The organism is Stenotrophomonas sp. 62841_Sma (genome assembly GCF_056482945.1).
In genome coordinates, this window is the sequence record NZ_CM151224.1 from 1,546,002 (window position 1) to 1,568,853 (window position 22,852).

Genomic DNA, 22,852 nt, shown 5'->3' on the forward strand with positions numbered 1-22,852 from the left:
CTTGCCGGAACCGTGCATGGCCCGGATCGCCAGTTGGGTGGCGTTCGTTCAGATTGCGGCCGGATCGGCGATAATGGGGGCCATGAGCGTGAATCTGAAAACCCCGCAGGAAATCGAGATGATGCGAATCGCCGGCCGCATGGCCAGCGAAGTGCTCGACATCGTCACCCCCCACGTCAAGCCCGGTGTCACCACCGAGGAACTGGACCGCATCTGCCACGACCACATCGTGAACGTGCAGGGCGCCGTTCCGGCCAACGTCGGCTACCGCGGCTTCCCGAAGACCGTGTGCACCTCGGTCAACAACGTCATCTGCCATGGCATCCCCAGCGAAGGGAAGGTGCTCAAGGATGGCGACATCATCAACATCGACGTCACCGTCATCAAGGATGGCTGGCACGGCGACACCAGCCGCATGTACTTCGTCGGCACCCCGTCGGTGATGGCCCGCCGCCTGGTGGAAACCACCTACGAAGCCATGTGGCGCGGCATCCGCGCGGTGCGTCCGGGCGCGACCCTGGGCGACATTGGCCATGCCATCCAGAGCTATGCCGAAGGCGAGCGTTTCAGCGTGGTGCGCGAGTACTGCGGCCACGGCATCGGCAAGGTCTACCACGATGAGCCGCAGGTGGTGCATTACGGCCGCCCGGGCCAGGGCCTGGTGCTGCAGCCTGGCATGACCTTCACCATCGAGCCGATGATCAACGAGGGCACCCGCTACAACAAGGTGCTGCCGGATGGCTGGACCGTGGTGACCAAGGACCGCAAGCTGTCGGCACAGTGGGAGCACATGATCGCGGTCACCGAGACCGGCGTGGACGTGCTGACCCTGTCGCCGGGCGAGTCGCAGGTCTCCTGAGGATGCTGCCGGCGAGTTCGCTGCTGGACACGCCGGCCGCGTCGCTCAACGACCCGGACTGGGCTGCTGCCGCGCGCCAGGCGCTGCAGCAGGCCGACGCGCGCCTGTACCGCCGCTTCGACCAGGGCGACAACATCGAGCGCCTGCTGGCGCTGCGGGCGCGCGCTGCCGACCATCTGATCCGCCTGGCCTGGCAGCGCTGCCTGCCGGCCGACAGCGGGCTGTCGCTGTTCGCGGTCGGCGGCTATGGCCGCGGTGAACTGTTTCCGCGTTCGGACATCGACCTGCTGGTGTTCGGCGATCCGCCGGCACAGCTGGCCCATGAGGCGGCGCTGGCGCGCCTGTTCGCGCTGCTGTGGGACTGCGGATTGGCCGTCAGCCATGCGGTGCGTTCTGCATCGCAGTGCCGCGAGGCGGCAGCGGACCAGACCGTGCTGACCGCGCTGATCGAGGCGCGCCCGATCCTGGCCGATGATGTGGCGCGCCGCGCGCTGCGCGAGGCCGTCGACGATCGTGAACTGTGGCCGGCGCGCACCTTCTTCCTGGCCAAGCTGGAAGAGCTGCGCAACCGACACCAGCGCTTCGGCGACACCGCCGACAACCTGGAGCCGGATTTGAAGGATGGCCCCGGTGGGCTGCGCGATCTCAACACGCTGGGCTGGATGGCACTGCGTGCGTTCGGCGTGCGTGACCTGGAGGCGCTGGTCGGGCTCGGCCATCTGGGCGCAGACGAAGCGGCAGCACTGAAGCGCGAACGTGCGGTGCTGGCGCGGCTGCGCTTTGGCCTGCATCTTGTCGCGCGTCGCCCGGAAGAGCGCCTGCGTTTTGATTACCAGAAGACCCTGGCGGCACGCCTGGGCTTTGAAGACGATGCCGAGAACCTCGGTGTCGAGAAGATGATGCAGGGCTTCTACCGCGCCGCGCTGGTCGTGCGCCGGATCAGCGACCGCCTGCTGCAGCGCTTCGAGGAACAGTTCGATGGCGAGGCGCAGCCGGAGCCGCTGACCGTGGGTTTTTCCCTGCGCCGTGGTTACCTGGCGGCCAACGAAGCCGACTGGCCGCGCGGCGACATCGGCCAGGTGTTCGCGCTGTTTGCCAGCTGGGCCAACAACCCGCAGGTGCGCGGCCTGCATTCGCTGACCGCGCGTGCGCTGGCCGAAGCGCTGCCACTGCTGCCGGCCTACGACCAGGCTGATGCCGATGCACGCGAGCAGTTCCTGGCGCTGCTGCGCGGCCAGCGCCCGGTCGATACGCTCTCGCGCATGGCACGGCTGGGCGTGCTTGGCCAGTGGATTCCCGCTTTTGCCCAGGTCAGCGGGCGCATGCAGTTCGATCTGTTCCATGTCTACACCGTCGACCAGCACACGCTGATGGTCCTGCGCAATATCGGCCTGTTTGCCAGCAGTCGCGCCGACGAGCGCTTCTCGATCGCGCACGAAGTGTGGCCGCGCCTGCGCAAGCCCGAACTGCTGCTGCTGGCCGGCCTGTTCCATGACATCGCCAAGGGCCGTGGCGGCGACCATTCGGAGCTGGGCGCGGTGGACGCGCGCGCGTTCTGCCAGGCGCATGCGCTGAGCACGTCCGATACCGAACTGGTGGCGTGGCTGGTCGAACAGCACCTGCGCATGTCGGTGACCGCGCAGAAGCAGGACATCGCCGATCCGGAAGTGATCCATCGCTTCGCCACCCTGGTCGGCAGCCGCGACCGCCTGGACTACCTTTACCTGCTGACCTGCGCCGACATCGCCGGCACCAGCCCCAAGCTGTGGAATGCATGGAAGGACCGGCTGCTGGCCGACCTGTACTTCGCCACCCGGCGCGCGCTGCGCGAGGGGCTGGAACACCCGGTGCCGGCGGCCGAGCGCGTGGCCGAAGCGCGTGACAGCGTGCGCGCGCTGGTGCGCGAGCGGGGTTACGACGATGCCACCATCGATCGCCAGTTCGCGGTGATGCCCGACGAAGGCTTCATCCGCCTGCGCCCGGAGCAGCTGGCCTGGCAGGCTGCCGCGCTGGTGCCGGTGAAGCAGGGCCAGGCGCTGGTGAAGGTACGCCGGATCAGTGTCGACGATCCCGCGCTGGAAGTCTTCGTGCATTCGCCGGACCGCGACGGCCTGTTCGCCGCGATCGTGATGACGCTGGACCGCAAGGGCTACGGCATCCACCGCGCACGCGTGCTGGACGGTCCGGCCGATACCATCTTCGATACCTTCGAAGTGAACCCGGCCGATACCTTCGCCGATGGCAGCAGTGCCAACCTGGAAGCGGCGCTGCGCGAGGCACTCAGTGGTGACCTGTCGCGCCTGCGGCCGTCACGCCGGGTGGTGCCACGGCAGCTGCGGCACTTCCGCTTCGCCCCGCGCATCGAATTCCGCGATGAGCCGGGCGCAACCCGTTTCGCCCTGGTCGCCCCCGACCGTCCCGGCCTGCTGGCCGATGTGGCATTCGTGCTGCGCAATCAGGGCCTGCGCGTGCATGATGCGCGCATTGCCACGTTCGGCGAACGCGCCGAAGACACCTTCGTGATCAGTGACGAACACGACCTCCCCCTGACTGAACCTGCCCGGCAGCAGCTGCATGACGCGATGCTGGCCTGCCTGGACCCTGATCGAAACGCCGGAGACCCCGCCTGATGGCCACCAAGCCCGCCAAGAAGACCGCCGCGACCCCCAAGAGCGCAGCGGCCCGGAAACCTGCTGCTGCCGCACCGGCCGCGAAGAAGACCCCAGCGCCGAAGAAGGCCGCTGCGGTGACGGCCCCGGCGAAGAAAGCGGCTGCGGTGAAGCGTGCTGTGAAGAAGCCGGCGCCGGCCAAGAGTGCCGAAGCGGTCCGCGCCGAAACCATCGCCCGCAAGTCGCTGCGCAAGCCGTCGGCCCCGGGCGTGGAAGAGCTGAAGTTCGGCATCGAGAGTGCCTTCGAGCGCCGCGCTACCTTGACCCTGCACGAGCTGGAAGGCTCGACCAAGCCGCTGGTCAACCGCGTGATTGACGGCCTGGAGAGCGGTGAGTTCCGTGTTGCCGAGCCGGACGGCCAGGGTGGCTGGAAGGTCAACGAGTGGCTGAAGAAGGCCGTGCTGTTGTACTTCCGTGTCAATGACATGGCCGTGGTCGACGCCCGTCCGGCGCCGTTCTGGGACAAGGTCGAATCGCGCTTCGCCGGCTATGACGAAGCGAAGTTCCGCCGTGGTGGCGTGCGCGTGGTGCCGGGCGCGATCGCCCGCCGCGGCACCTACTTCGGCAAGGACGTGGTGCTGATGCCGAGCTTCACCAACATCGGCGCCTACGTCGGCGAAGGCACCATGGTCGATACCTGGGCCACCGTCGGCTCCTGTGCGCAGATCGGCCAGCACTGCCACCTGTCCGGCGGCGCCGGCATCGGTGGCGTGCTGGAACCGCTGCAGGCCAGCCCGACCATCATCGAGGACCACTGCTTCATCGGTGCGCGCTCGGAAGTGGTGGAAGGCGTGGTGGTCGGCCACCACAGCGTGATCGGCATGGGCGTGTTCCTCAGCCAGAGCACCCGCATCTACAACCGTGCCACCGGCGAAATCACCTACGGTTACATCCCGCCGTACAGCGTGGTGGTGTCCGGCTCGCTGCCGAGCAAGGACGGTACCCATTCGCTGTACTGCGCGGTGATCGTCAAGCAGGTTGATGCCAAGACCCGCAGCAAGACCAGCGTCAACGACCTGCTGCGCGGCCTGGCCGACTGAAGGTGACTGCGCCGGAGGATCTGGCGCAGTCCGCGATCTACCGGCATCCGTCCGACACCCTGGTCGGGCGGATGCTGCCGCGCCTGCTGCACGCCCCGCGCTGGACCCGGCTGCGCCGTGCACTGTCGCGGCGCTGGCCGATGCCGGCGCTGGTCAGTGACGTGCGCGATGTGGTCTACGTGAGCTGGTGGGTCGACGTGCGTCACGCACCAATGCCACCGCCGGGCCATCATTACGTGGTCCATGCCGGACGCACGCCTTACACCATCCTCAGCTACCGTCACGGCCACTTCGGGCCCGCGCTGGCTGGGCCGCTGCGTTCCCTGATGCCGTCGCCACGGCAGAGCAACTGGCGCTGGTACCTGCGTCGTGACGACGATCCGGACGGGACGCCGGTGGTGCTGTTCGACCGCAACGTGATGGACCAGCTGGCCTTCGTCGCCGGCGCGCGCGTTTCCAGCGATGCCATGCAGCCGCATCTGTCCACCCGCTTCGAACATGTGGTGCGCACCGATGGCGATGGGCACACCCTGATCGAAGGCGGGCAGGGCAGTGCGCCGAGGTTGCACCTGCAGTGGCAGGCCGCTGCAGGCTGGGAGGATGGGGCGGCGTGGTCGGCGGCCTTCGACGGCCACCAGGCCCTGCTGCGTTTCCTCACCTGCCAGGACGGGGCCATCGCCCGTACCTGCGACGGCCGCTGGGCCAGCACCCGCATCGCGCTGCCGGTGGAGATCGACAGCCTGCAGCCCCTGCGCCTGATCGGTGAGCAGCAGTGTCCGCGGCTGCAGGCGATGGACTTGGCGCTGCAGGAAGGGCTGGCCTTCCGGCTGCCACGGGTGCCGTTCCGGGTCGTGTCCGAGCGCCTGTTGTGAGATTCTGGCCCTCTGTTTTCCAGCATCACAGATGGCCATGAGCACCACTGTCTACGGTTTGAAGAACTGCGATACCTGCAAGAAGGCGACCAAGTGGCTGGACCGCTTCGGCGTGCCTTACACCTTCGTCGATTACCGCGAGAACAAGCCGAGCCCGGAAACACTGCTGGCGTGGGCTGGGCAGCTGGGGGGGCTGGCCGCGATGGTGAACAAGTCGTCCACCACCTGGCGGCAGTTGCCGGACAACCGCAAGGCCGCCGACTCCGAGGCCGAATGGAAGCTGCTGCTGCGTGAATACCCGCAGCTGATCAAGCGTCCGCTGGTGGTCACGGCCGATGGCACGGTCAGCCAGGGCTTCAGCGACAACGGTTTCAAGGCCCGCTTCGGCGTGGGTGACGCATGAGTGCGGTCCTCGACCTGACCTGCGAACTGATCGCACGACCCTCGGTGACGCCGGATGATGCTGGCTGCCAGACACTGCTGGCGGCACGCCTGAAGCAGGCCGGGTTCCAGTGCGATCACCTGCGCCTGGGCGAGGTCGACAACCTGTGGGCGACCCATGGCCAGGGCGCGCCGGTGCTGGTGCTGCTGGGCCATACCGACGTGGTGCCGACGGGCCCGCGCGAGGCCTGGGCCAGCGACCCGTTCACGCCGCAGATCCGTGAGGGCGTGCTGTACGGCCGTGGCGCCGCCGACATGAAGGGCAGCGTGGCGGCGTTCGTGGTCGCCGCCGAGCAGTTCGTCGCCGCACATCCCGATCACCCTGGCACGCTGGCGGTACTGCTGACCAGCGACGAGGAAGGCGATGCCATCGATGGTGTGCGTCACGTTGCACGGCTGTTCGCCGAGCGCGGCCAACGCATCGACTGGTGCATTACCGGTGAACCGTCGTCGACCGCTATCCTGGGTGACCTGCTGCGCGTGGGGCGTCGTGGCAGCCTGTCGGCCAAGCTGCGCGTGCAGGGCGTACAGGGCCACGTGGCGTACCCGGATAAGGCGCGCAACCCGATTCACCAGGCTGCTCCGGCCCTGGCCGAACTGAGCGCACGGCGCTGGGACGACGGCTACGAGAGTTTCCCGCCGACCAGCCTGCAGGTCTCCAACATCCATGCCGGCACCGGTGCCAACAACGTGATTCCCGGCGAGCTGGAGGTGGATTTCAACATCCGCTACAACCCGCACTGGGATGCACCGAAGCTGGAGGCGGAGATCACCGCATTGCTGGACCGCCATGGCCTGCAGTACACGCTGAAGTGGCACCGCAGCGGCGAGCCGTTCTACACCCCGGAAGGCACGCTGCGCGCCACCGCGCGTGCGGTGCTGGCCGAGCACATCGGCCGTGCGCCGGAAGAAAGCACCGGCGGCGGCACGTCAGATGCACGCTTCATCGCGCCACTGGGTGCGCAGTGCATCGAAGTGGGGCCGGTCAACGCCAGTATCCACCAGGTGGATGAGAACGTACGCGTGGACGATCTGGAAGCGTTGCCGGGGCTGTACCAGCGCCTGGTGGAACAGCTGCTGGTGGGAACCCCATGACGGAATGAATCCCGCGAGGGTGGGTGCCGACCGTTGGTCGGCACGCCTCCCGCCGGGGCCGCTTCTCTACTCTGAAAAAATGAAGAACGGCGGCTCGACCGCTTTCTTCCAGTAACTTGGCGCGGCCATGTAGAAGTGTTGCGCCTCGGCTCTGGCGAACCAGCGCGCCGCCGCGTCGGTGTCTTTCTCCACACCCGGCGCACTGCGGCCCAGCAGCAGACCGGCGAAGTACTGGCCGAACACATTGCCCTTCTCACCGGCGCGCTGGTACAGCTGCAGCGCACGCGCCGGATCGCGCGGCAGTCCCATGCCTTTCTCCAGCAGCGCGCCCAGGTCGACCTGCGCTTCGGCGTCGCCGTGCTCGGCACGACGCTGGATCTGCGCCACCAGCGGATGCACGGTGTCACCCTGTGCCGCCACCGCATCCGGCAGTCGCGACGATGAACTCCGGTAGCGCTTGTAGATCATTCCGCGCAGGTCCCAGCGCAGCGCCTGCTGTACGTCGCCTCGCTGGCGGTAGGCCTTGGCGAGCCCGTAGAACGCATAGGGATTGCCGTGGTTGGCCGCCGCCAGATAGGCGCGTTCGCCACGTCGCCAGGACGCGCGCAGGACAGGTGCAGGGTTGATGTGGGGGCTGTCGGCATGCTGCAGCCTGCCGGAGATCCAGATCCGGCCCAGTGCCTCTTCCGCTTTGGTGTTGTGGAAGGTCCAGGGCGTGACCGCGGCAGCACGCTCGTAGTAGGCGACGGCGCGCGGATCGTTGAAACGTTCGAAGGTCTGCGCAGTGTCCCAGGCTCCGTCGAAGCTGCCGTCGGTGCCGCGTTGCTCCAGTGCCTGCTGCTGCGCCAGCGGCAGCGTGGAGGGCGGAGGCAGGGTCTGGCAGGCGGCCAGGCCCAGGCAGAGCAGGGCGGCCAGCGCCGCGTTGCGTCCAGTGCGGTGTTGCATTTCCATTACACGTTTCACGGCGGGCCATTATGCGCGCCGGGGAGTGGTTGCCAACGCAACGGTTGCGCCGTGCCGGAAACCGGGGTAGGGTCGATGCCATGTCGATCCGCCTGGCCACCGCCGTCAATAACAACAACCGCAATAATCTGCGCGCGAATAATCGTGCGCGGCCGATGCGGGACTGCGCCCTGGGTAGATAGACAGCAACACACGCCCGGACACCAGAAAACCCGCATCAGCCGATGCGGGTTTTTTTTGTGCCCGGGCGCAGCCCCACCCGGGCCTGGATGGCCGGTCGAACACCCTCCCACCCGTGAAATCCCCCAACAGGAGCTCTCCCATGTGTTCGATCTTCGGAATCTTCGGCCTGCAGGCCGGTGACGATCTTCCCGCCCTGCGCCGCCATGCGCTGGAACTGTCGCAGCGCCAGCGCCACCGTGGCCCCGACTGGAGCGGCGTGTACCTCGACGAAGGTGCGCTGCTGGTCCATGAGCGGCTGGCCATCGTCGACCCGGCCGGTGGTTCGCAGCCGCTGCTGTCGGCCGATGGCCAGCTGGCGCTGGCGGTGAACGGCGAGATCTACAACCACCAGGCTTTGAAGGCGGCGCTGACCACCGCCTACGACTTCCAGACCGGCTCGGACTGCGAGGTGATCAACGCGCTGTATCGCCAGGGCAGTTCGCCGGCGCAGTGGCTGGAACAGCTCAACGGCATCTTCGCCTTCGCGCTGTGGGACCGCGACAGCGGGCGCGTGCTGGTGGCGCGTGACCCGGTGGGCGTGGTGCCGCTGTACTGGGGCCACGATGCCCAGGGGCGCCTGCGGGTGGCCTCGGAAATGAAGGCGCTGGTCGATACCTGTGCCGACGTCGCACAGTTCCCGCCGGGTCACTACTTCGACAGTGCCAGCGGTGAGCTGGTGCGCTATTACCAGCAGCCGTGGCGCGACTACGCCGACGTGCAGGGCCGCCAGGCCGACCTGGCCGAACTGCGCCAGGCCTTCGAGCATGCGGTGGAGCGCCAGCTGATGAGCGACGTGCCGTATGGGGTGCTGCTGTCCGGTGGCCTGGACTCGTCGCTGGTGGCGGCCGTTGCCGCACGCTATGCGCGTCGCCGCATCGAGGATGGCGGGCAGACCGAAGCCTGGTGGCCGCGCCTGCATTCGTTCGCGATCGGCTTGAAGGGCTCGCCCGATCTGGCGGCCGCGGCGATCGCTGCCGAGGCACTTGGTACCGTGCATCACGGCTTCGAATACACCTTCGAGGAAGGCCTCGACGCGCTGCCGGAAGTGATCCGCCACATCGAAACCTACGACGTCACCACCATCCGCGCCTCGACGCCGATGTTCCTGCTGGCACGGCGGATCAAGGCGATGGGCGTGAAAATGGTGCTGTCCGGCGAGGGAAGCGATGAGATTTTTGGTGGCTACCTGTACTTCCACAAGGCGCCGGATGCACGTGAATTCCACGACGAGCTGGTGCGCAAGCTGGACGCGCTGCACAACTACGACTGCCTGCGCGCCAACAAGTCGATGATGGCCTGGGGCGTGGAGCCGCGCGTGCCGTTCCTCGATCGTGAGTTCCTTGATGTGGCGATGCGCTTCGATGCCGCGCACAAGATGGTCGGCGCCGGCTTTGGCGGGCGTCGCATCGAAAAGGCGGTGCTGCGCGAGGCGTTCGACGGCTACCTGCCGGACAGCATCCTGTGGCGGCAGAAGGAACAGTTCAGCGATGGCGTTGGCTACGGCTGGATCGACGGGCTGAAGGCGCATGCCGAAGCACAGGTGAGCGACCGTGTACTGGCGGCGGCCGACAAGCGCTTCCCGCACAACCCGCCGCAGACCAAGGAGGCGTACTACTACCGCCACCTGTTCGAGCAGTTCTTCCCGAGCCGCGCGGCGGCCGAGACCGTGCCGGGCGGCAAGTCGATCGCCTGTTCGTCGCCGGCCGCCATTGCCTGGGACGCCAGCTTCGCCGCGGCGGCAGATCCGTCGGGCCGCGCGATCGCCGGCGTGCACGAACAGGCACTGGCCTAAGCCCTCAAAAAGGGGACGGAGGGGATTAAGTCGTTTGTGCCACTAACGACTTAATCCCCTCCGTCCCCTTTTTGTATGATCGCCCCCTGCGCATTGGGGAATGTTCATGGACGTACAGGCAGGTGGCGACGTGCCGCCCACGAAATGGGGATGGCGTTATCTGGCCTGGGCCGGGGTGCCGTTGCTGGCTGGCGTACTGCTGGCGCGGTATGCCGGGCCGGCGGCGCCCGAGGCGGTTGCCCGCGCCACCGCCGCCGAAGGCAGCTGGGCGCAGCACCTTGCCTCACCGCTGGGCTTGTTCCTGCTGCAGCTGCTGGTGCTGCTGCTGGTGGCCAAGGGCGCGGGTGCGCTGCTCAAGCGCTTTGGACAACCGGCGGTGATCGGCGAGATGGCCGCTGGCCTGATGATGGGGCCGCTGGTGCTCGGCAGCCTGCTGCCGCAACTGCATGGTGCGTTGTTCCCGGCCAGCTCGCTGGGTCCGCTGGGCATGCTCAGCCAGCTGGGCGTGCTGATGTTCCTGCTGGTGGCCGGTGCCGAGCTGGACCTGGCTGCGCTGCGTGGCCGCCGGCGCTTCGCCTTCACGGTCAGTCATGCCGGCATCGCGGTGCCGTTCGTGCTCGGCGTGGCGCTGGCGATCTGGCTGTATCCGCAGCACGGTCCGCAGGGTGTGGGCTTTACTGCATTCGCATTGTTCGTCGGCATCTCGATGAGCATCACCGCGTTCCCCGTGTTGCTGCGCATCCTTGCCGATCGTGGGATCACACAGACGCCATTGGGCCAGACCGCGATCGCCTGCGCGGCATTGGGCGATGCCACCGCCTGGTGCCTGCTGGCCTTGATCGTCGCCGCCGCCCAGGCCAGCGGCTGGTTGCCGGCCAGCCTCAACCTGCTGTGCGTGGTCGTGTTCGTGGCGCTGATGCTGGGGCTGGTGAAGCCGTGGTTTGCCCGCCAGCAGATCGCGCCGGGCCGTGAGGGACGTTGGTTGCTGGGTATCCTGCTGCTGTCACTGGCGAGTGCGCTGGTCACCGAGATGCTGGGCATCCACGCGTTGTTCGGTGCATTCGCTGCGGGCGTCGCGGTATCGTCCAACGCGCAGCTGCGCGACCTGTTGATGGCCCGCGTCGAACCGTTCGCGGTGACCCTGCTGCTGCCACTGTTCTTCGCCATGACCGGCCTGCGCATGCGCGCCGATGCGCTGCAGGCCAGCGATATCGTGTTGTGCGTGGTGGTGATCGCGGTGGCCACGGCCGGCAAGCTGCTGGGCACATTCAGTGCCGCTCGCAGCGCGGGCATGCCCACGCGCGAAGCGTGGCGGTTGGGGGCGCTGATGAACACCCGTGGTCTGATGGAGCTGATCGTGCTCAACCTGGGCTACGAGCTGGGCCTGCTTGGCGATCGGCTGTTCGCGGTGCTGGTGATCATGGCGTTGGTGACCACGGCGATGACCGGGCCGCTGCTGAACCTGATCGAGCGGCGCCGGGGCTGAGCGCTGGACGGTCGTGCCGGCCGCTGGCCGGCATCCTCATGAAGCTGGACACACCTGCATGGATGCCGGCCAGCGGCCGGCACGACCGCTACCGCGCCGGTACCAGCGTCATCGTGTGCTGCGCTTTGCCGGGCAGGAACGGTGTCGGCCGCCCATGCACCCAGTCTTCGTGGCCGGCGCCCCAGTACGGCGAAAGCGGGTGCCCGCTCTGGCCGCCGGGCATGTGCACGATGCCGTCGGCCTCGTGGCCGGGCGAGACCACCATGCGTTCGGAGGCGCCGAAGTTCGGCGTCTGCACACGCGGCATGTCACGGTCACCGGGCAGGGGATCGGCGGGCATGCACAGCCAGCGCTTGGCGATATCCGGCAATGCACGCGCGATGGGATGGCAGAGCGCCGCGGTGTTGCGCTCTCCCCAGGTGCGCTGGGCCAGTGGGCCCTGCTTGGCCAGCTCGATCTCGGTGCGGCGTGCGGCATCAAGCAGCAGCGCGTCCCAGCTGTCGTAGGCCGGTGGCAGCAGGTTGGCGGGGCGCTGCTGCAGCATCGGCCAGGCCACGCCTTCCAGTTGTGCCAGGCGCGGGTCCAGATAGTCATCGCCCAGCTGCGCGTTGGCCGGTGCCAGCAGTGCTTCGGACAGGGTATCCATCACCTGCGTGCGGAACGCGCGCACCACCCGGTAGCTGACCGAGCTGGCCGAGGCCCGGCCGCCCCATTGATGGCTGACCGCCTTCAAGCGCTTCAGTGCAGGGTCGTCACTGCGTTCGATGACGTCATGCAGCAACGCCCACCAGCGCTGCAGGAACACGGCGCGATCATCGAGCTGGATCGCCAGCAGGTCGTGTTCGTCGAAGCGGTCCTGGATGGCGAGCAGGTCGCGGATCTGCTGCGCACGCGCGCCGAGGTCATAGCCACCGTTGCCGACGCTGGCCAGTGCCTCGCCGTCGAGGACGCGTCCGTTGGCGGTCCACAGGCGATGGTTGGGGGGATCGATCAATGCAGGCGAGGCATCGCTGCGGATCGGCCACGGTGCGCAGTCCTGGTTGCTGGCGGCCGTGAAGCCGGCCGGCGCACAGCCGGGGCCGCGGTCAGGGCGGGCGCCGATCAGCCGCCAGGCAATGCGGCCGCTGCGGTCGCCGACCACCAGGTTCTGCGCGGGAATGCCGGCGCGGTCGGCGAAGTGCAGTGCACCGTCCAGGTCACCGGCACGGGCCAGGTTACCGAAGTCCAGGCGCACCGCGCCGGGCAGGTGTGCGACCCAGCGCAGGGCATCGCCACTGCCATCGGCATGGGTATGCAGGATCGGCCCCCAGGCGGTTTCGCGTACCGGGAACAGCACGTCGGCCTGGCCGGCCACCGCAATGCGTTCTTCGTGCACGGTCACCGTGGCGTTGGCCGGTTCCGTGCGGTAGTCCGCCGTGTCGATGTAGCTGTTGGTGAAGCCCCAGGCGACGTGGCCGTTGCTGCCGACGATCACCGCCGGCAGGCCAGGGAGCGAGAAGCCAGTGACGTCGACCTGGCCGCCGGCGGCCTGCGGGTCGGGGTAACGCAGGCGCACCCGGAACCACAGGCCAGGCGCGCGCAGGCCCAGGTGCATGTCGTCGGCAACGATCGCGCGGCCGTCCGCGGTGAGTGCACCGGCCACCGCGAAGTTGTTGCTGCCGATGACGTCGGCCTCTTCCTGCTCGGTGCCCGGCTTTCCCTTCAATGTGCGCAGATCGAGCTGGCTGGCATCGGGCAGAATCGCATTGCCGGTGGCTTCGCCGAACAGCGGTGCATCCCATTCAGTGCCGTCGTGGGCGATCAGTGCGTACAGCGCTGGCGGCACCACCGCGCGGATGCGGCTGAGCGCAAGCTCGGTCTGGTTGTCCGGGTCCTGCAGGTCGGCGTACATGGCCAGCCCGGTCAGTACGCTGTCGCTGGCCTGCCACGGTTGCGGTGACTGCCGCAGCAGCAGGTAGGCCCATGGCCGCACGGAGAGATCGGTAAGGCCTTCGTTGACGCCATCCACATAGGCGCGCACGACCGCGCCGTTGTCGCCCAGCGCGGTATCCAGATGCGCCTCGGTGCGGGCGCGCAGGCGGTGCACGCGCATGCGCTTGTCAGCTTCAATGGCCTTCGGCCCGAACAATGCCGACAGCTCGCCGGCGGCACTGCGGCGCATCAGGTCCATCTCGAAATAGCGTTCCTGCGCATGCACATGGCCGAGTGCGCGCATCGCGTCGGCCTGACTGCCGGCAGTGATGGTGACCACCCCCAGCGCATCGCGCTCGATGGTGACCGGCTTGGCCAGGCCCGGCAGCGCATGCTCGCCGTCCAGGTCGGCCAGGCTGCCGCGCAGCAGCAGCCACAGGGCCAGTGCGGTGACCAGCACGATGGCGACCAACACACCCAGCACCCAACGCCATGTACGTCGCATCGCACGTCCTTTCCGAACTCGTGGGCTGATTGTAGCCGCAGGCGCAACTGCGACTGATTCCGATTAGATCACCGTATTTTGAAATGCGGCACCCTATGCCACATCGATTCACAGGAGCCCCCCATGAAAGGCAACCCGGACGTCATCGCCTGCCTGAAGGAACTGCTGCGCGGCGAGCTTGCTGCCCGCGACCAGTACTTCATCCATTCCCGCCGCTATGAGGACCAGGGCCTGTTCGCGCTGTACGAACGCCTGAACCACGAGATGGAAGAGGAAACCCAGCACGCCGACGCGCTGCTGCGCCGGATCCTGTTCCTCGGCGGCGACCCGGACATGCGCCCGCATGCCACCGAGCCGGGCAAGACCGTGGAAGAGATGCTGCAGAAGGATCTGGATACTGAATACGCGGTTCGGAACAATCTCGCCGCCGGCATGAAGCTGTGCGAAGAGAAGGGTGACTACGTGAGCCGCGACATGCTGCTGGCGCAGCTGAAGGACACCGAGGAAGACCACGCCTGGTGGCTGGAGCAGCAGCTGGGCCTGATCAAGCGCATCGGCCTGGAGCTGTACCAGCTGAGCAAGATCGACGGCAACGGCGCCCCGGCGCACTGAGCCGGCGCCCCGCTTTGGGTAGAGCCGATCGTTGGTCGGCTGCTCTGCAAAAAGCAGCCGACCAGCGGTCGGCTCTACCAGAAGAAGCACAGCGTTCTGTCGCCCGCCAGCACCGGAGCATCGCCAGCCAGCTTTCGCCAGCCAGCCGCTCCACCGCCCGCCAGCCGACAACGAAAAAGCCGGGGAATGCCCCGGCTTTTTCGTGTCTGGTCTCCGGCAAGGCGTGTCAACCAAGGTTGACACCCACCAGGAGCAAGGCCCCAGCCTTTATTCCACCGACAGCCCTTCCACCTTCTGCCAGCCGCGCGGCAGCAGGTGGCCGCGGGTGGCGCGGGCGCCGAGGTAGGCGTCGAGCTCGTTGAACTTCAGCCCCATCGTGCGCTGGCCGCTGCGTACCTGCAGGGTCTGCCCCGGGCTGATTGCCACGATGGCGACCACGCGTTCGGTGGCGAGCTTGGCCTTGGGGATCTCGATGATCTTGTTGCCCTTGCCCTTGTCCAGTTCCGGCAGGTCGTTGGCGGCGATCGCCAGCAGGTTGCCCGAACTGGTGACCGCCACGATGCGGTCGGTGGCGACGTTGGCCACCACCGACGGGGTCAGCACGGTCGAACCGGTTGACAGGTTCAGCATCGCCTTGCCGGCCTTGTTGCGGCCGATCAGGTTCTCGAAGCGGGTGACGAAGCCGTAGCCGTGGGTGGAGGCCAGCACGAAGCGGGTGTCCGGCTCGGCGCTGGCCAGGGTCACGAAGCTGGTGCCCGCGGCCGGCGAGAAGCGGCCGGTCAGCGGTTCACCGTTGCCACGCGCGGAAGGCAGGGTGTGCACCGGCGTCGAGTAGGCGCGGCCCTCGCTGTCGAGGAACGCGACCTGCTGCGTGCTGCGCGCACGCACCGCGCCCTGCAGGGCGTCACCATCACGGTAGGACAGGGCGGACGCATCGACGTCGTGGCCCTTGGCGGCGCGGATCCAGCCCTTCTCCGACAGCACGACGGTCATCGGCTCGCTCGGCACCAGCTCGGTCTCGTCGATGGCCTGCGCGGCCTGGCGCTGCACCAGCGGCGAACGGCGCGCGTCGCCGAATTTCTTGGCATCGGCGGTCAGTTCGTCGCGGATCAGCTTCTTCAGCTTGGCCTTGCTGTCGAGGATGCCGAGGATCTTCTCGCGCTCCTTGGCCAGCTCGTCCTGCTCGCCACGGATCTTCATCTCCTCCAGGCGGGCCAGCTGCTTCAGCTTGGTTTCCAGGATGTACTCGGCCTGGTCGTCGGACAGGCCGAAGCGCGCGATCAGCGCCGCCTTCGGTTCGTCCTCGGTACGGATGATGTGGATCACCTCGTCCAGGTTGAGGAACGCGACCAGCAGGCCTTCCAACAGGTGCAGGCGGCGCTCGACCTTCTGCAGGCGGTGCTGCAGGCGGCGGGTGACGGTGTTGCTGCGGAAGGTCAGCCATTCGCTGAGCAGCATCTTCAGGTTCTTCACCTGCGGACGGCCGTCCAGCCCGATCACGTTGAGGTTGACGCGGTAGCTGCGTTCCATGTCCGTGGTCGCGAACAGGTGGCCCATCAGCTGCTCGGCGTCGACGCGGTTGGAACGCGGCACCAGCACCACGCGCACCGGGTTGGCGTGGTCGGACTCATCGCGGATGTCTTCCAGCCACGGCAGCTTCTTGGCGCGCATCTGCGCGGCGATCTGCTCGATCACCTTCGACGGCGACACCTGGAACGGCAGCGCGGTGACCACGATGTTGTGTGCTTCCTTGGTGAAGGTCGCACGTGCGCGCACGCTGCCGTTGCCGGTTTCGTAGATGTTCCGCAGATCGTTGGCCGCGGTGATGATCTCGGCGCTGGACGGATAGTCCGGGCCCTGCACGTGCTCGCACAGGTCGCGCACGCTGGCATCGGGGTTGTCCAGCAGGTGCAGCAGTGCGCTGACGATCTCGTTGAGATTGTGCGGCGGCACGTCGGTGGCCATGCCCACGGCGATGCCGGTGGTGCCGTTCAGCAGCAGGTGCGGCAGCCGCGCCGGCATCCAGGTCGGTTCCTGCAGGGTGCCGTCGAAGTTCGGTGCCCAGTCGGTGGTGCCCTGGCCCAGTTCGCCCAGCAGCACTTCGGCAATCGGGGTCAGCTTGGATTCGGTGTAACGCATCGCCGCGAACGACTTCGGGTCGTCGCTGGAGCCGAAGTTGCCCTGGCCCTCGATCAGCGGGTAGCGGTACGAGAACGGCTGTGCCATCAGCACCAGCGCCTCGTAGCACGCGCTGTCGCCATGCGGGTGGTACTTACCGATGACGTCACCGACGGTGCGCGCGGACTTCTTCGGCTTGGACGCGGCATTCAGGCCCAGCTCGCTCATCGAATAGATGATGCGGCGCTGCACCGGCTTCAGGCCGTCGCCGATGAACGGCAGGGCGCGGTCCAGGACCACGTACATCGAGTAGTCGAGGTAGGCGCGTTCGGCGTACTCGCGCAGCGGCAGTTGTTCGAATCCGTGGAACACGGGGCGGGCAAGTTCGGTCATGCGGCGTTGTTACCTGTTGTCGGGAGGCGGCGACGGCGGTCGCCGCTCGCAATCCTGTGATTATCCGGATGCGGCGGGGGATGCCAAGCCGCGCGCAGGGTCCAACCCGGTTTCCAGGCCGTGTCCGGCCCGTGCCAGGTAGCGCCCCGGTGGCAGCCCGAAGTGGCGGCGGAACACGGTGACGAAGGCGCTGGCGCTGCTGAAGCCCAGCGCGTGGGCGATATCGGCCACGCTGCGGCCGTCGGTCAGCTGGCGCAGGGCTTCGGACAGCCGGGCCTGCTGCCGCCACTGGGCGAAGCTGAGCGTGGTCTCGTCGCGGAAGTGGCGGGTCAGGCTGCGCGGCGACAGCCCGGCCCAGTGCGCCCATTCGGCCAGGCTGCGCTCGTCGGACGGGTCGGCCAGCAGCTGCGAGGCGATCTTCAGCAGGCGCCGGTCATGCGGCATCGGCAGGTGCATGCGCTGGCGCGGCGCGGTACGGATCTCATCCAGCAGCACCTCGATGATGTGCTGGCGCTCGGGCGTGGTGTCGTAGCCCAGCGGCCATTCGCAGATGCGGTCGGCCAGCGCCTGCGCCAGCTTGGACAGGCCCAGTACGCAGGGATCGGCGGGCAGGGTGGCGCAGGCCGGTGCGGCCAGCGCCATGCCCCAGCCACGCAGCGGGCCGTCGAGGGTGACCGTATGCGGCTCCAGCGGCGGCATCCAGCCGGCCGAGCCCGGCGCCAGTGACCACGTTCCGTGCGAGGTGCGGGTGGTCAACAGGCCGCGTTCGACGCAGATCAGCTGCGCGCGCTGATGGTGGTGCCAGTCCACTTCACGGACCAGGCCCAAGGGGCTGTCGAAGCGGAAGGCGACAACCGGTGGCCCGTCATTGCGCTCGAACCAATCCAGGGCGTCGTCGCGCAGCAACCGCTTGGGAGGGGGGATTTCTGCCTTGTTCATCATATCCGCTGGCTGAAATGTGTCATCCATTGGCTGAATTGTACTACCGGGCCACCTGACCAGATCATTAAGGTAGGCGCCTTCGTTGATCCAGCCCGCTGCTGCAACACAGCATTCGATGCCAGATCGAATATTTCCATTGAGAAATATTTTTTTTGGAAGAGAATGCTCCCCCATGATCTGTCCTGCAACCACTCCCCCCAGCTTCGGCCTGCTGCTGCGCCAGGTGCGCGACGGCCTGGTCCGTCAACTCGACGCATCCATGGCTGAAGAAGACCTGGGTATCGGCTTCACCCATTACATCGGGTTGAAGGTGCTTTCCAACATGGCTCCGTGCACGGCCAACGAGCTGGCCCAGGCCATCGACCAGGTGCCCAGTGCGGTGACCCGCCTGCTGGACAAGCTGGAGTCGCTGGGCTGCGTCCGCCGCGAACCGCATGCCCAGGACCGGCGTGCGCTGCAGATCGTGCTGACCGATGAAGGCCGCGCACTGTGGGCGCGGCTGAAGCTGCGTGGCGACGCGGTGATGGATTACGCCCTGCGTGATCTTTCCGCCGATGAGCGCACGCAGCTGCTGTCCCTCCTCACCCGAATCCGCGATTCCCTGACGACCCCATGAACCCGATCCCGCAATCCACTCTCCGCCGGTCCGGGCGCGCGCTGCTGGTATCAGCGCTGGCCCTGGCCCTGGCCGCCTGCGCCAGCAGTCGTGGCCTCAACCCGCAGGGCCACGTGCTCGATGTGGACAGCCTGCACAGCGAACGCACCCTGGCTGACACCGACCTGAGCGCCACCGGCTTCCCGGCGCAGGACTGGTGGAAGGCACTGGGCGATGCGCAGCTGGACGCGCTGGTCGCCGAGGGCCTGGCTGGCCACCCGAGCCTGGACGCTGCCGATGCGCGCCTGCGCCAGGCGCAGTCGCAGGTCGGTACCGCGCGTGCCGATCGCCTGCCGAGCCTGTCGGTGTCCGGTGGTTACACCGGTCTGCGCCTGCCCGAGTCGATGGCCGGCAGCGAGATGGGTGGCCATTACGCTGGCAGCAGCCAGGTCGCGTTTGATTTCAGCTATGGCGTGGACCTGTGGGGCGGCAAGCGCGCTGCCTGGGAAGCGGCCGTGGACGGCGCCCATGCCGCCACTGTCGAAGCCCAGGCTGCACGCCTGAACCTGTCCACCGGCATCACCCAGGCCTATGCCGACCTGGCGTATGCATGGCAGCTCAATGACGTGGCCGAAGAAGAGCTGGGCCGCTCGCAGAAGTCGCTGGAATTGACCCGCCAGCGCCGCAGCGCCGGCATCGACAGTGATCTGCAGGTGCGCCAGGCCGAGGCCCGCGTGCCCGCCGCGCAGCAGCAGGTGCAGGCCGCGCAGCAGCGCATCGATGCGGCCCGCACCGCGCTGGCCGCGCTGGTCGGCAAGGGTCCGGACCGTGGCCTGTCGATCCAGCGCCCGCAGGCGTTGAATCCGATGGCGCTGCAGCTGCCGGGCGTGCTGCCCAGCGAACTGTTGGGTCGTCGCCCGGACATCGTTGCCGCGCGCTGGCGCGTGGAAGCGGCCGACAAGCAGATCAAGGTCGCCAGGACCAAGTTCTACCCGAGCTTCAACCTGACCGCACTGGCTGGCGTCGTCGCACCGAACGTGGGCGATCTGCTGAAAAGCAGTTCGACCTTTGCCTACATCGGACCGGCGCTGAGCCTGCCGATCTTCGAAGGCGGCAAGCTGCGCGCCAACCTGGCCAACACCGATGCGCAGTACGACCTGGCGGTGGCCAACTACAACCAGACCGTGCTCGATGCACTGCGCGACGTGGCCGACCAGGTCAACGCGGTGCGTTCGCTGGCACAGCAGGCGCATTCGCAGCAGCAGGCGGTGGATACCGCACGTTCGGCCTTCGACCTGGCCCAGCAGCGCTACCGCGCCGGCATCGGCAGCTACCTGGACGTGCTGACCGCGCAGTCCACCCTGCTGCAGTCACAGCAGCAGCTGGCCGGCCTGCAGTCGCAGCAGGTGCAGACCTCGGTGCGCCTGAGCAAGGCGCTGGGCGGTGGTTTCCAGCCCAGTGATGCCGACCGCGCCGCGCCGCTCGCCTCCCATTCCGATTCCTCGCATTCCTGAAGATCCCTGCCATGAGCCAGACCCAAGACACTGCGGCCCCGGCCGCCCCCAACCGCCGCGGCAACCTGCTGCGCGGCCTGTTCGTGATCGTCGTGCTGCTGCTTGCCGCACTGGCGCTGTGGTACTTCATGTTCGGCCGTTGGTTCGAAGAGACCGACGATGCCTACGTGCAGGGCAATCAGGTGCAGATCACCCCGCTGGTGGCCGGTACCGTGGTCGCCATCAACGCCGATGACGGCATGCGCGTGGAGCGCGGCCAGCTGCTGGTGCAGCTGGACCCGTCCGACACGTCGGTGGCGCTGCAGCAGGCCGAAGCCAACCTGGCCAAGACCGTGCGCCAGACCCGTGGCCTGTACCGCAGCGTGGAAGGCGCGCAGGCGGACTTGAACGCCCGCCAGGTGACCCTGAAGCGCGTGCGCGACGACTTCGCCCGCCGCAAGGACCTGGCCGCCACCGGCGCCATTTCCAATGAAGAACTGGCCCATGCCCGCGATGAGCTGGCCGCCGCCGAAGCGGCCGTGGCCGGTTCGCGCGAGACCGTCGAGCGCAACCGCGCACTGGTCGACGACACCGTGATCGCCACCCAGCCGGACGTGCAGGCCGCTGCTGCGCAGCTGCGCCAGGCCTTCCTCAACAATGCCCGCGCCGGCATCGTCGCGCCGGTCACCGGTTACGTCGCCCGTCGTTCGGTGCAGGTTGGCCAGCGCGTGCAGCCGGGCAATGCCCTGATGGCGGTGGTGCCGACCGAGCAGATGTGGGTCGAGGCCAACTTCAAGGAAACCCAGCTGCGCCACATGCGCCTGGGCCAGGAAGTTGAGCTGAAGTCGGACCTGTACGCCGGTGACGTGAAGTACAAGGGCCGCGTCCAGAGCCTGGGCCTGGGCACCGGCTCGGCGTTCTCGCTGCTGCCGGCGCAGAATGCCAGCGGCAACTGGATCAAGATCGTTCAGCGCGTGCCGGTACGCATCGCCATCGATGCCAAGCAGCTGGCCGAACACCCGCTGCGTATCGGCCTGTCGATGAAGGCCGAAGTGAGCCTGCGCGACCAGAAGGGCGAAGTGCTGCCGAGCACCCCGGCCAAGGGCACGGTGTTCGACACCGACGTGTATGCCAAGCAGCTGCATGATGCCGACGAGGTGATCCACACGATCATCCAGGGCAACCTGCCGCAACAGGCGAAGGTGGGCTGAGGTCGCCATGTCCGCACAAGCTCCAGCCGCGCCCGGTGCTCCGGGCGCCCCGGCGGCGCCGGGTGCGGCCTCCGGGTTCCTGCCGCCCAGCGTCGCCCTGTGCACCGTCGGCCTGGCGATGGCGTCGTTCATGCAGGTGCTCGACACCACCATCGCCAACGTCTCGCTGCCGACCATCGCCGGTAACCTCGGCGCCAGTTCGCAGCAGGCGACCTGGGTCATCACCTCGTTCGCGGTCAGCACGGCCATCGCGCTGCCGCTGACCGGCTGGCTCAGCCGCCGCTTCGGCGAACGCAAGCTGTTCGTCTGGGCCACGCTGGCCTTCGTCATCACCTCGCTGCTGTGCGGCCTGGCGCAGAGCATGGGCATGCTGGTGCTGTCGCGTGCGCTGCAGGGTTTCGTGGCCGGCCCGATGTACCCGATCACGCAGTCGTTGCTGGTCTCGATCTATCCACGGGAGAAACGCGGGCAGGCACTGGCGCTGCTGGCGATGATCACGGTGGTGGCGCCGATCTGCGGCCCCATTCTCGGTGGCTGGATCACCGACAACTACAGCTGGGAATGGATCTTCCTGATCAACGTGCCGCTGGGCATCTTCGCCGCGCTGGTGGTGGGCAACCAGCTGAAGGGGCGCCCGGAGCACATCGAGAAGCCGAAGATGGACTACGTCGGCCTGGTCACCCTGGTGATCGGTGTCGGTGCGCTGCAGCTGGTGCTCGACCTGGGCAACGACGAGGACTGGTTCTCGTCGATGAAGATCGTGGTGCTGGCGTGCGTGGCCGTGGTCACGCTGACGGTGTTCCTGATCTGGGAACTGACCGACAAGGATCCGATCGTCGACCTGAAGTTGTTCCGGCATCGCAACTTCCGCGCCGGTACGCTGGCGATGGTGGTGGCCTACGCGGCGTTCTTCAGCGTGGCGTTGTTGATTCCACAGTGGTTGCAGCGTGACATGGGCTACACCGCGATCTGGGCGGGCCTGGCGACAGCGCCGATCGGCATCCTGCCGGTGATCATGACCCCGTTCGTGGGCAAGTATGCATCGCGCTTCGACATGCGCATGCTGGCTACGATTGCGTTCATTGTGTTGTCGATGACCAGCTTCCTGCGTTCGAACTTCAACCTGCAGGTGGACTACAACCATGTGGCGGGCGTGCAGCTGATCATGGGCATCGGCGTCGCGCTGTTCTTCATGCCGGTGCTGCAGATCCTGCTGTCGGACCTGGATGGGCGCGAGATCGCGGCGGGCTCAGGCCTGGCCACCTTCCTGCGTACGCTGGGCGGCAGCTTCGCGGCGTCGCTGACGACGTGGCTGTGGGCGCGGCGCACCCAGGTGCACCACGCCGACCTGACCGAGCACATCTCGGTCTATCAGCCGGGCATGCAGGACCAGGTGACAGCGATGGGGCAGGGCGACCTGCAACATGGCGCAGCGGTACTGAACAACATGATCAACCACCAGGCATCGCAGATGGGCTTCAACGACATCTTCTTCCTGCTGGGCTGGATCTTCCTGGCGATCATCGCGTTCCTGTGGCTGGCCAAACCGCCGTTTGGCGCAGGCGCAGGTGCGGCCGCCGGTGGCGGACACTGAAACTCCCTGGAAACACGTGCTGTATTTTGACCCCGCCGC

The 22,852-nt window shown here is 67.5% G+C and carries 17 protein-coding genes; 13 read left to right on the forward strand and 4 right to left on the reverse strand.

Annotation, left to right across the window (positions count from 1 at the left end):
• Positions 1 to 16 precede the first annotated feature (16 nt).
• The 6 genes from map to dapE are packed head-to-tail and all read left to right on the forward strand — an operon-like array spanning position 17 to position 6,976.
• Positions 17 to 859 (forward strand): type I methionyl aminopeptidase, encoded by an 843-nt coding sequence (gene map, locus ACZK5G_RS07235; protein WP_080291753.1) that lies wholly within the window; start codon positions 17 to 19, stop codon positions 857 to 859.
• 20 nt (positions 860 to 879) lie between these two features.
• Positions 880 to 3,489 carry a [protein-PII] uridylyltransferase gene (locus tag ACZK5G_RS07240; protein WP_478057913.1) on the forward strand — a complete coding sequence of 870 codons (2,610 nt, stop codon included), beginning with the start codon at positions 880 to 882 and terminating at the stop codon, positions 3,487 to 3,489.
• Positions 3,489 to 4,568: a 2,3,4,5-tetrahydropyridine-2,6-dicarboxylate N-succinyltransferase gene (gene dapD, locus ACZK5G_RS07245; RefSeq protein ID WP_032127931.1), complete on the forward strand. Its 1,080-nt coding sequence runs from the start codon at positions 3,489 to 3,491 to the stop codon at positions 4,566 to 4,568. The genes ACZK5G_RS07240 and dapD overlap by 1 nt, the downstream gene beginning before the upstream one ends.
• Positions 4,569 to 4,570: 2 nt before the next feature.
• The gene (locus tag ACZK5G_RS07250; RefSeq protein ID WP_478465852.1) at positions 4,571 to 5,440 is read left to right on the forward strand and encodes a hypothetical protein; all 870 of its coding nucleotides are present in this window, start codon (positions 4,571 to 4,573) and stop codon (positions 5,438 to 5,440) included.
• Positions 5,441 to 5,471: 31 nt separating this feature from the next.
• Positions 5,472 to 5,843, forward strand: coding sequence for an arsenate reductase (locus tag ACZK5G_RS07255; RefSeq protein ID WP_180838119.1), 372 nt, complete (start codon positions 5,472 to 5,474; stop codon positions 5,841 to 5,843).
• A complete protein-coding gene (gene dapE, locus ACZK5G_RS07260) occupies positions 5,840 to 6,976 on the forward strand; it encodes a succinyl-diaminopimelate desuccinylase (protein WP_478465854.1) in 1,137 nt (378 codons plus the stop codon). The genes ACZK5G_RS07255 and dapE overlap by 4 nt, the downstream gene beginning before the upstream one ends.
• Positions 6,977 to 7,042: 66 nt before the next feature.
• On the opposite strand, the gene ACZK5G_RS07265 is transcribed toward dapE, so the two are convergent.
• On the reverse strand, positions 7,043 to 7,921 hold the full coding sequence (locus ACZK5G_RS07265; RefSeq protein ID WP_478466501.1) for a tetratricopeptide repeat protein: 879 nt from the start codon (positions 7,919 to 7,921) through the stop codon (positions 7,043 to 7,045).
• Positions 7,922 to 8,261: 340 nt separating this feature from the next.
• Between ACZK5G_RS07265 and asnB the strand changes: the two genes are divergently transcribed.
• Both asnB and ACZK5G_RS07275 read left to right on the forward strand, forming a co-directional pair.
• Positions 8,262 to 9,953 carry an asparagine synthase B gene (gene asnB / locus ACZK5G_RS07270; protein ID WP_049399515.1) on the forward strand — a complete coding sequence of 564 codons (1,692 nt, stop codon included), beginning with the start codon at positions 8,262 to 8,264 and terminating at the stop codon, positions 9,951 to 9,953.
• A gap of 100 nt (positions 9,954 to 10,053) precedes the next feature.
• Positions 10,054 to 11,439 (forward strand): cation:proton antiporter domain-containing protein, encoded by a 1,386-nt coding sequence (locus ACZK5G_RS07275; RefSeq protein ID WP_197655694.1) that lies wholly within the window; start codon positions 10,054 to 10,056, stop codon positions 11,437 to 11,439.
• A gap of 88 nt (positions 11,440 to 11,527) precedes the next feature.
• Here ACZK5G_RS07275 and ACZK5G_RS07280 read toward each other — a convergent pair whose 3' ends face one another.
• Positions 11,528 to 13,855 carry a penicillin acylase family protein gene (locus tag ACZK5G_RS07280; RefSeq protein WP_478465856.1) on the reverse strand — a complete coding sequence of 776 codons (2,328 nt, stop codon included), beginning with the start codon at positions 13,853 to 13,855 and terminating at the stop codon, positions 11,528 to 11,530.
• 123 nt (positions 13,856 to 13,978) lie between these two features.
• Between ACZK5G_RS07280 and bfr the strand changes: the two genes are divergently transcribed.
• Positions 13,979 to 14,467 carry a bacterioferritin gene (gene bfr / locus ACZK5G_RS07285; RefSeq protein ID WP_004151115.1) on the forward strand — a complete coding sequence of 163 codons (489 nt, stop codon included), beginning with the start codon at positions 13,979 to 13,981 and terminating at the stop codon, positions 14,465 to 14,467.
• 267 nt (positions 14,468 to 14,734) lie between these two features.
• Here the strand turns inward: bfr and parC are convergent, their stop codons facing one another.
• Both parC and ACZK5G_RS07295 read right to left on the reverse strand, forming a co-directional pair.
• Positions 14,735 to 16,978, reverse strand: coding sequence for a DNA topoisomerase IV subunit A (gene parC / locus ACZK5G_RS07290; protein WP_478465857.1), 2,244 nt, complete (start codon positions 16,976 to 16,978; stop codon positions 14,735 to 14,737).
• Positions 16,979 to 17,038: 60 nt separating this feature from the next.
• Positions 17,039 to 17,920, reverse strand: coding sequence for a helix-turn-helix domain-containing protein (locus ACZK5G_RS07295; RefSeq protein WP_049399506.1), 882 nt, complete (start codon positions 17,918 to 17,920; stop codon positions 17,039 to 17,041).
• Positions 17,921 to 18,092: 172 nt separating this feature from the next.
• Here ACZK5G_RS07295 and emrR point away from each other — a divergent pair, with 172 nt between their 5' ends.
• From emrR to emrB, 4 genes are read left to right on the forward strand one after another with little or no spacing between them, the layout of a single operon-like run.
• Positions 18,093 to 18,536, forward strand: coding sequence for a multidrug efflux system transcriptional regulator EmrR (gene emrR, locus ACZK5G_RS07300; protein WP_032127923.1), 444 nt, complete (start codon positions 18,093 to 18,095; stop codon positions 18,534 to 18,536).
• Positions 18,533 to 20,029 (forward strand): multidrug efflux transporter outer membrane subunit EmrC, encoded by a 1,497-nt coding sequence (emrC, locus tag ACZK5G_RS07305; protein ID WP_478465859.1) that lies wholly within the window; start codon positions 18,533 to 18,535, stop codon positions 20,027 to 20,029. Before emrR ends, emrC begins: the two co-directional genes overlap by 4 nt.
• A gap of 11 nt (positions 20,030 to 20,040) precedes the next feature.
• A complete protein-coding gene (gene emrA / locus ACZK5G_RS07310; protein ID WP_049399501.1) occupies positions 20,041 to 21,219 on the forward strand; it encodes a multidrug efflux MFS transporter periplasmic adaptor subunit EmrA in 1,179 nt (392 codons plus the stop codon).
• Positions 21,220 to 21,226: 7 nt separating this feature from the next.
• Positions 21,227 to 22,813, forward strand: a complete 1,587-nt coding sequence (emrB, locus tag ACZK5G_RS07315; protein ID WP_032127920.1) for a multidrug efflux MFS transporter permease subunit EmrB — start codon at positions 21,227 to 21,229, stop codon at positions 22,811 to 22,813.
• Positions 22,814 to 22,852 lie beyond the last annotated feature (39 nt).

What these genes read in the sequence shown, in the direction of transcription:
- map (WP_080291753.1), top strand. Translation starts at nt 17, where the DNA reads ATGGCCCGGATCGCCAGTTGGGTGGCGTTCGTTCAGATTGCGGCCGGA.
- dapD (WP_032127931.1), top strand. Translation starts at nt 3,489, where the DNA reads ATGGCCACCAAGCCCGCCAAGAAGACCGCCGCGACCCCCAAGAGCGCA.
- ACZK5G_RS07255 (WP_180838119.1), top strand. Translation starts at nt 5,472, where the DNA reads ATGGCCATGAGCACCACTGTCTACGGTTTGAAGAACTGCGATACCTGC.
- dapE (WP_478465854.1), top strand. Translation starts at nt 5,840, where the DNA reads ATGAGTGCGGTCCTCGACCTGACCTGCGAACTGATCGCACGACCCTCG.
- ACZK5G_RS07265 (WP_478466501.1), bottom strand. Translation starts at nt 7,921, where the DNA reads ATGCAACACCGCACTGGACGCAACGCGGCGCTGGCCGCCCTGCTCTGC.
- asnB (WP_049399515.1), top strand. Translation starts at nt 8,262, where the DNA reads ATGTGTTCGATCTTCGGAATCTTCGGCCTGCAGGCCGGTGACGATCTT.
- ACZK5G_RS07275 (WP_197655694.1), top strand. Translation starts at nt 10,054, where the DNA reads ATGTTCATGGACGTACAGGCAGGTGGCGACGTGCCGCCCACGAAATGG.
- ACZK5G_RS07280 (WP_478465856.1), bottom strand. Translation starts at nt 13,855, where the DNA reads ATGCGACGTACATGGCGTTGGGTGCTGGGTGTGTTGGTCGCCATCGTG.
- bfr (WP_004151115.1), top strand. Translation starts at nt 13,979, where the DNA reads ATGAAAGGCAACCCGGACGTCATCGCCTGCCTGAAGGAACTGCTGCGC.
- parC (WP_478465857.1), bottom strand. Translation starts at nt 16,978, where the DNA reads ATGACCGAACTTGCCCGCCCCGTGTTCCACGGATTCGAACAACTGCCG.
- ACZK5G_RS07295 (WP_049399506.1), bottom strand. Translation starts at nt 17,920, where the DNA reads ATGATGAACAAGGCAGAAATCCCCCCTCCCAAGCGGTTGCTGCGCGAC.
- emrR (WP_032127923.1), top strand. Translation starts at nt 18,093, where the DNA reads ATGATCTGTCCTGCAACCACTCCCCCCAGCTTCGGCCTGCTGCTGCGC.
- emrC (WP_478465859.1), top strand. Translation starts at nt 18,533, where the DNA reads ATGAACCCGATCCCGCAATCCACTCTCCGCCGGTCCGGGCGCGCGCTG.
- emrA (WP_049399501.1), top strand. Translation starts at nt 20,041, where the DNA reads ATGAGCCAGACCCAAGACACTGCGGCCCCGGCCGCCCCCAACCGCCGC.
- emrB (WP_032127920.1), top strand. Translation starts at nt 21,227, where the DNA reads ATGTCCGCACAAGCTCCAGCCGCGCCCGGTGCTCCGGGCGCCCCGGCG.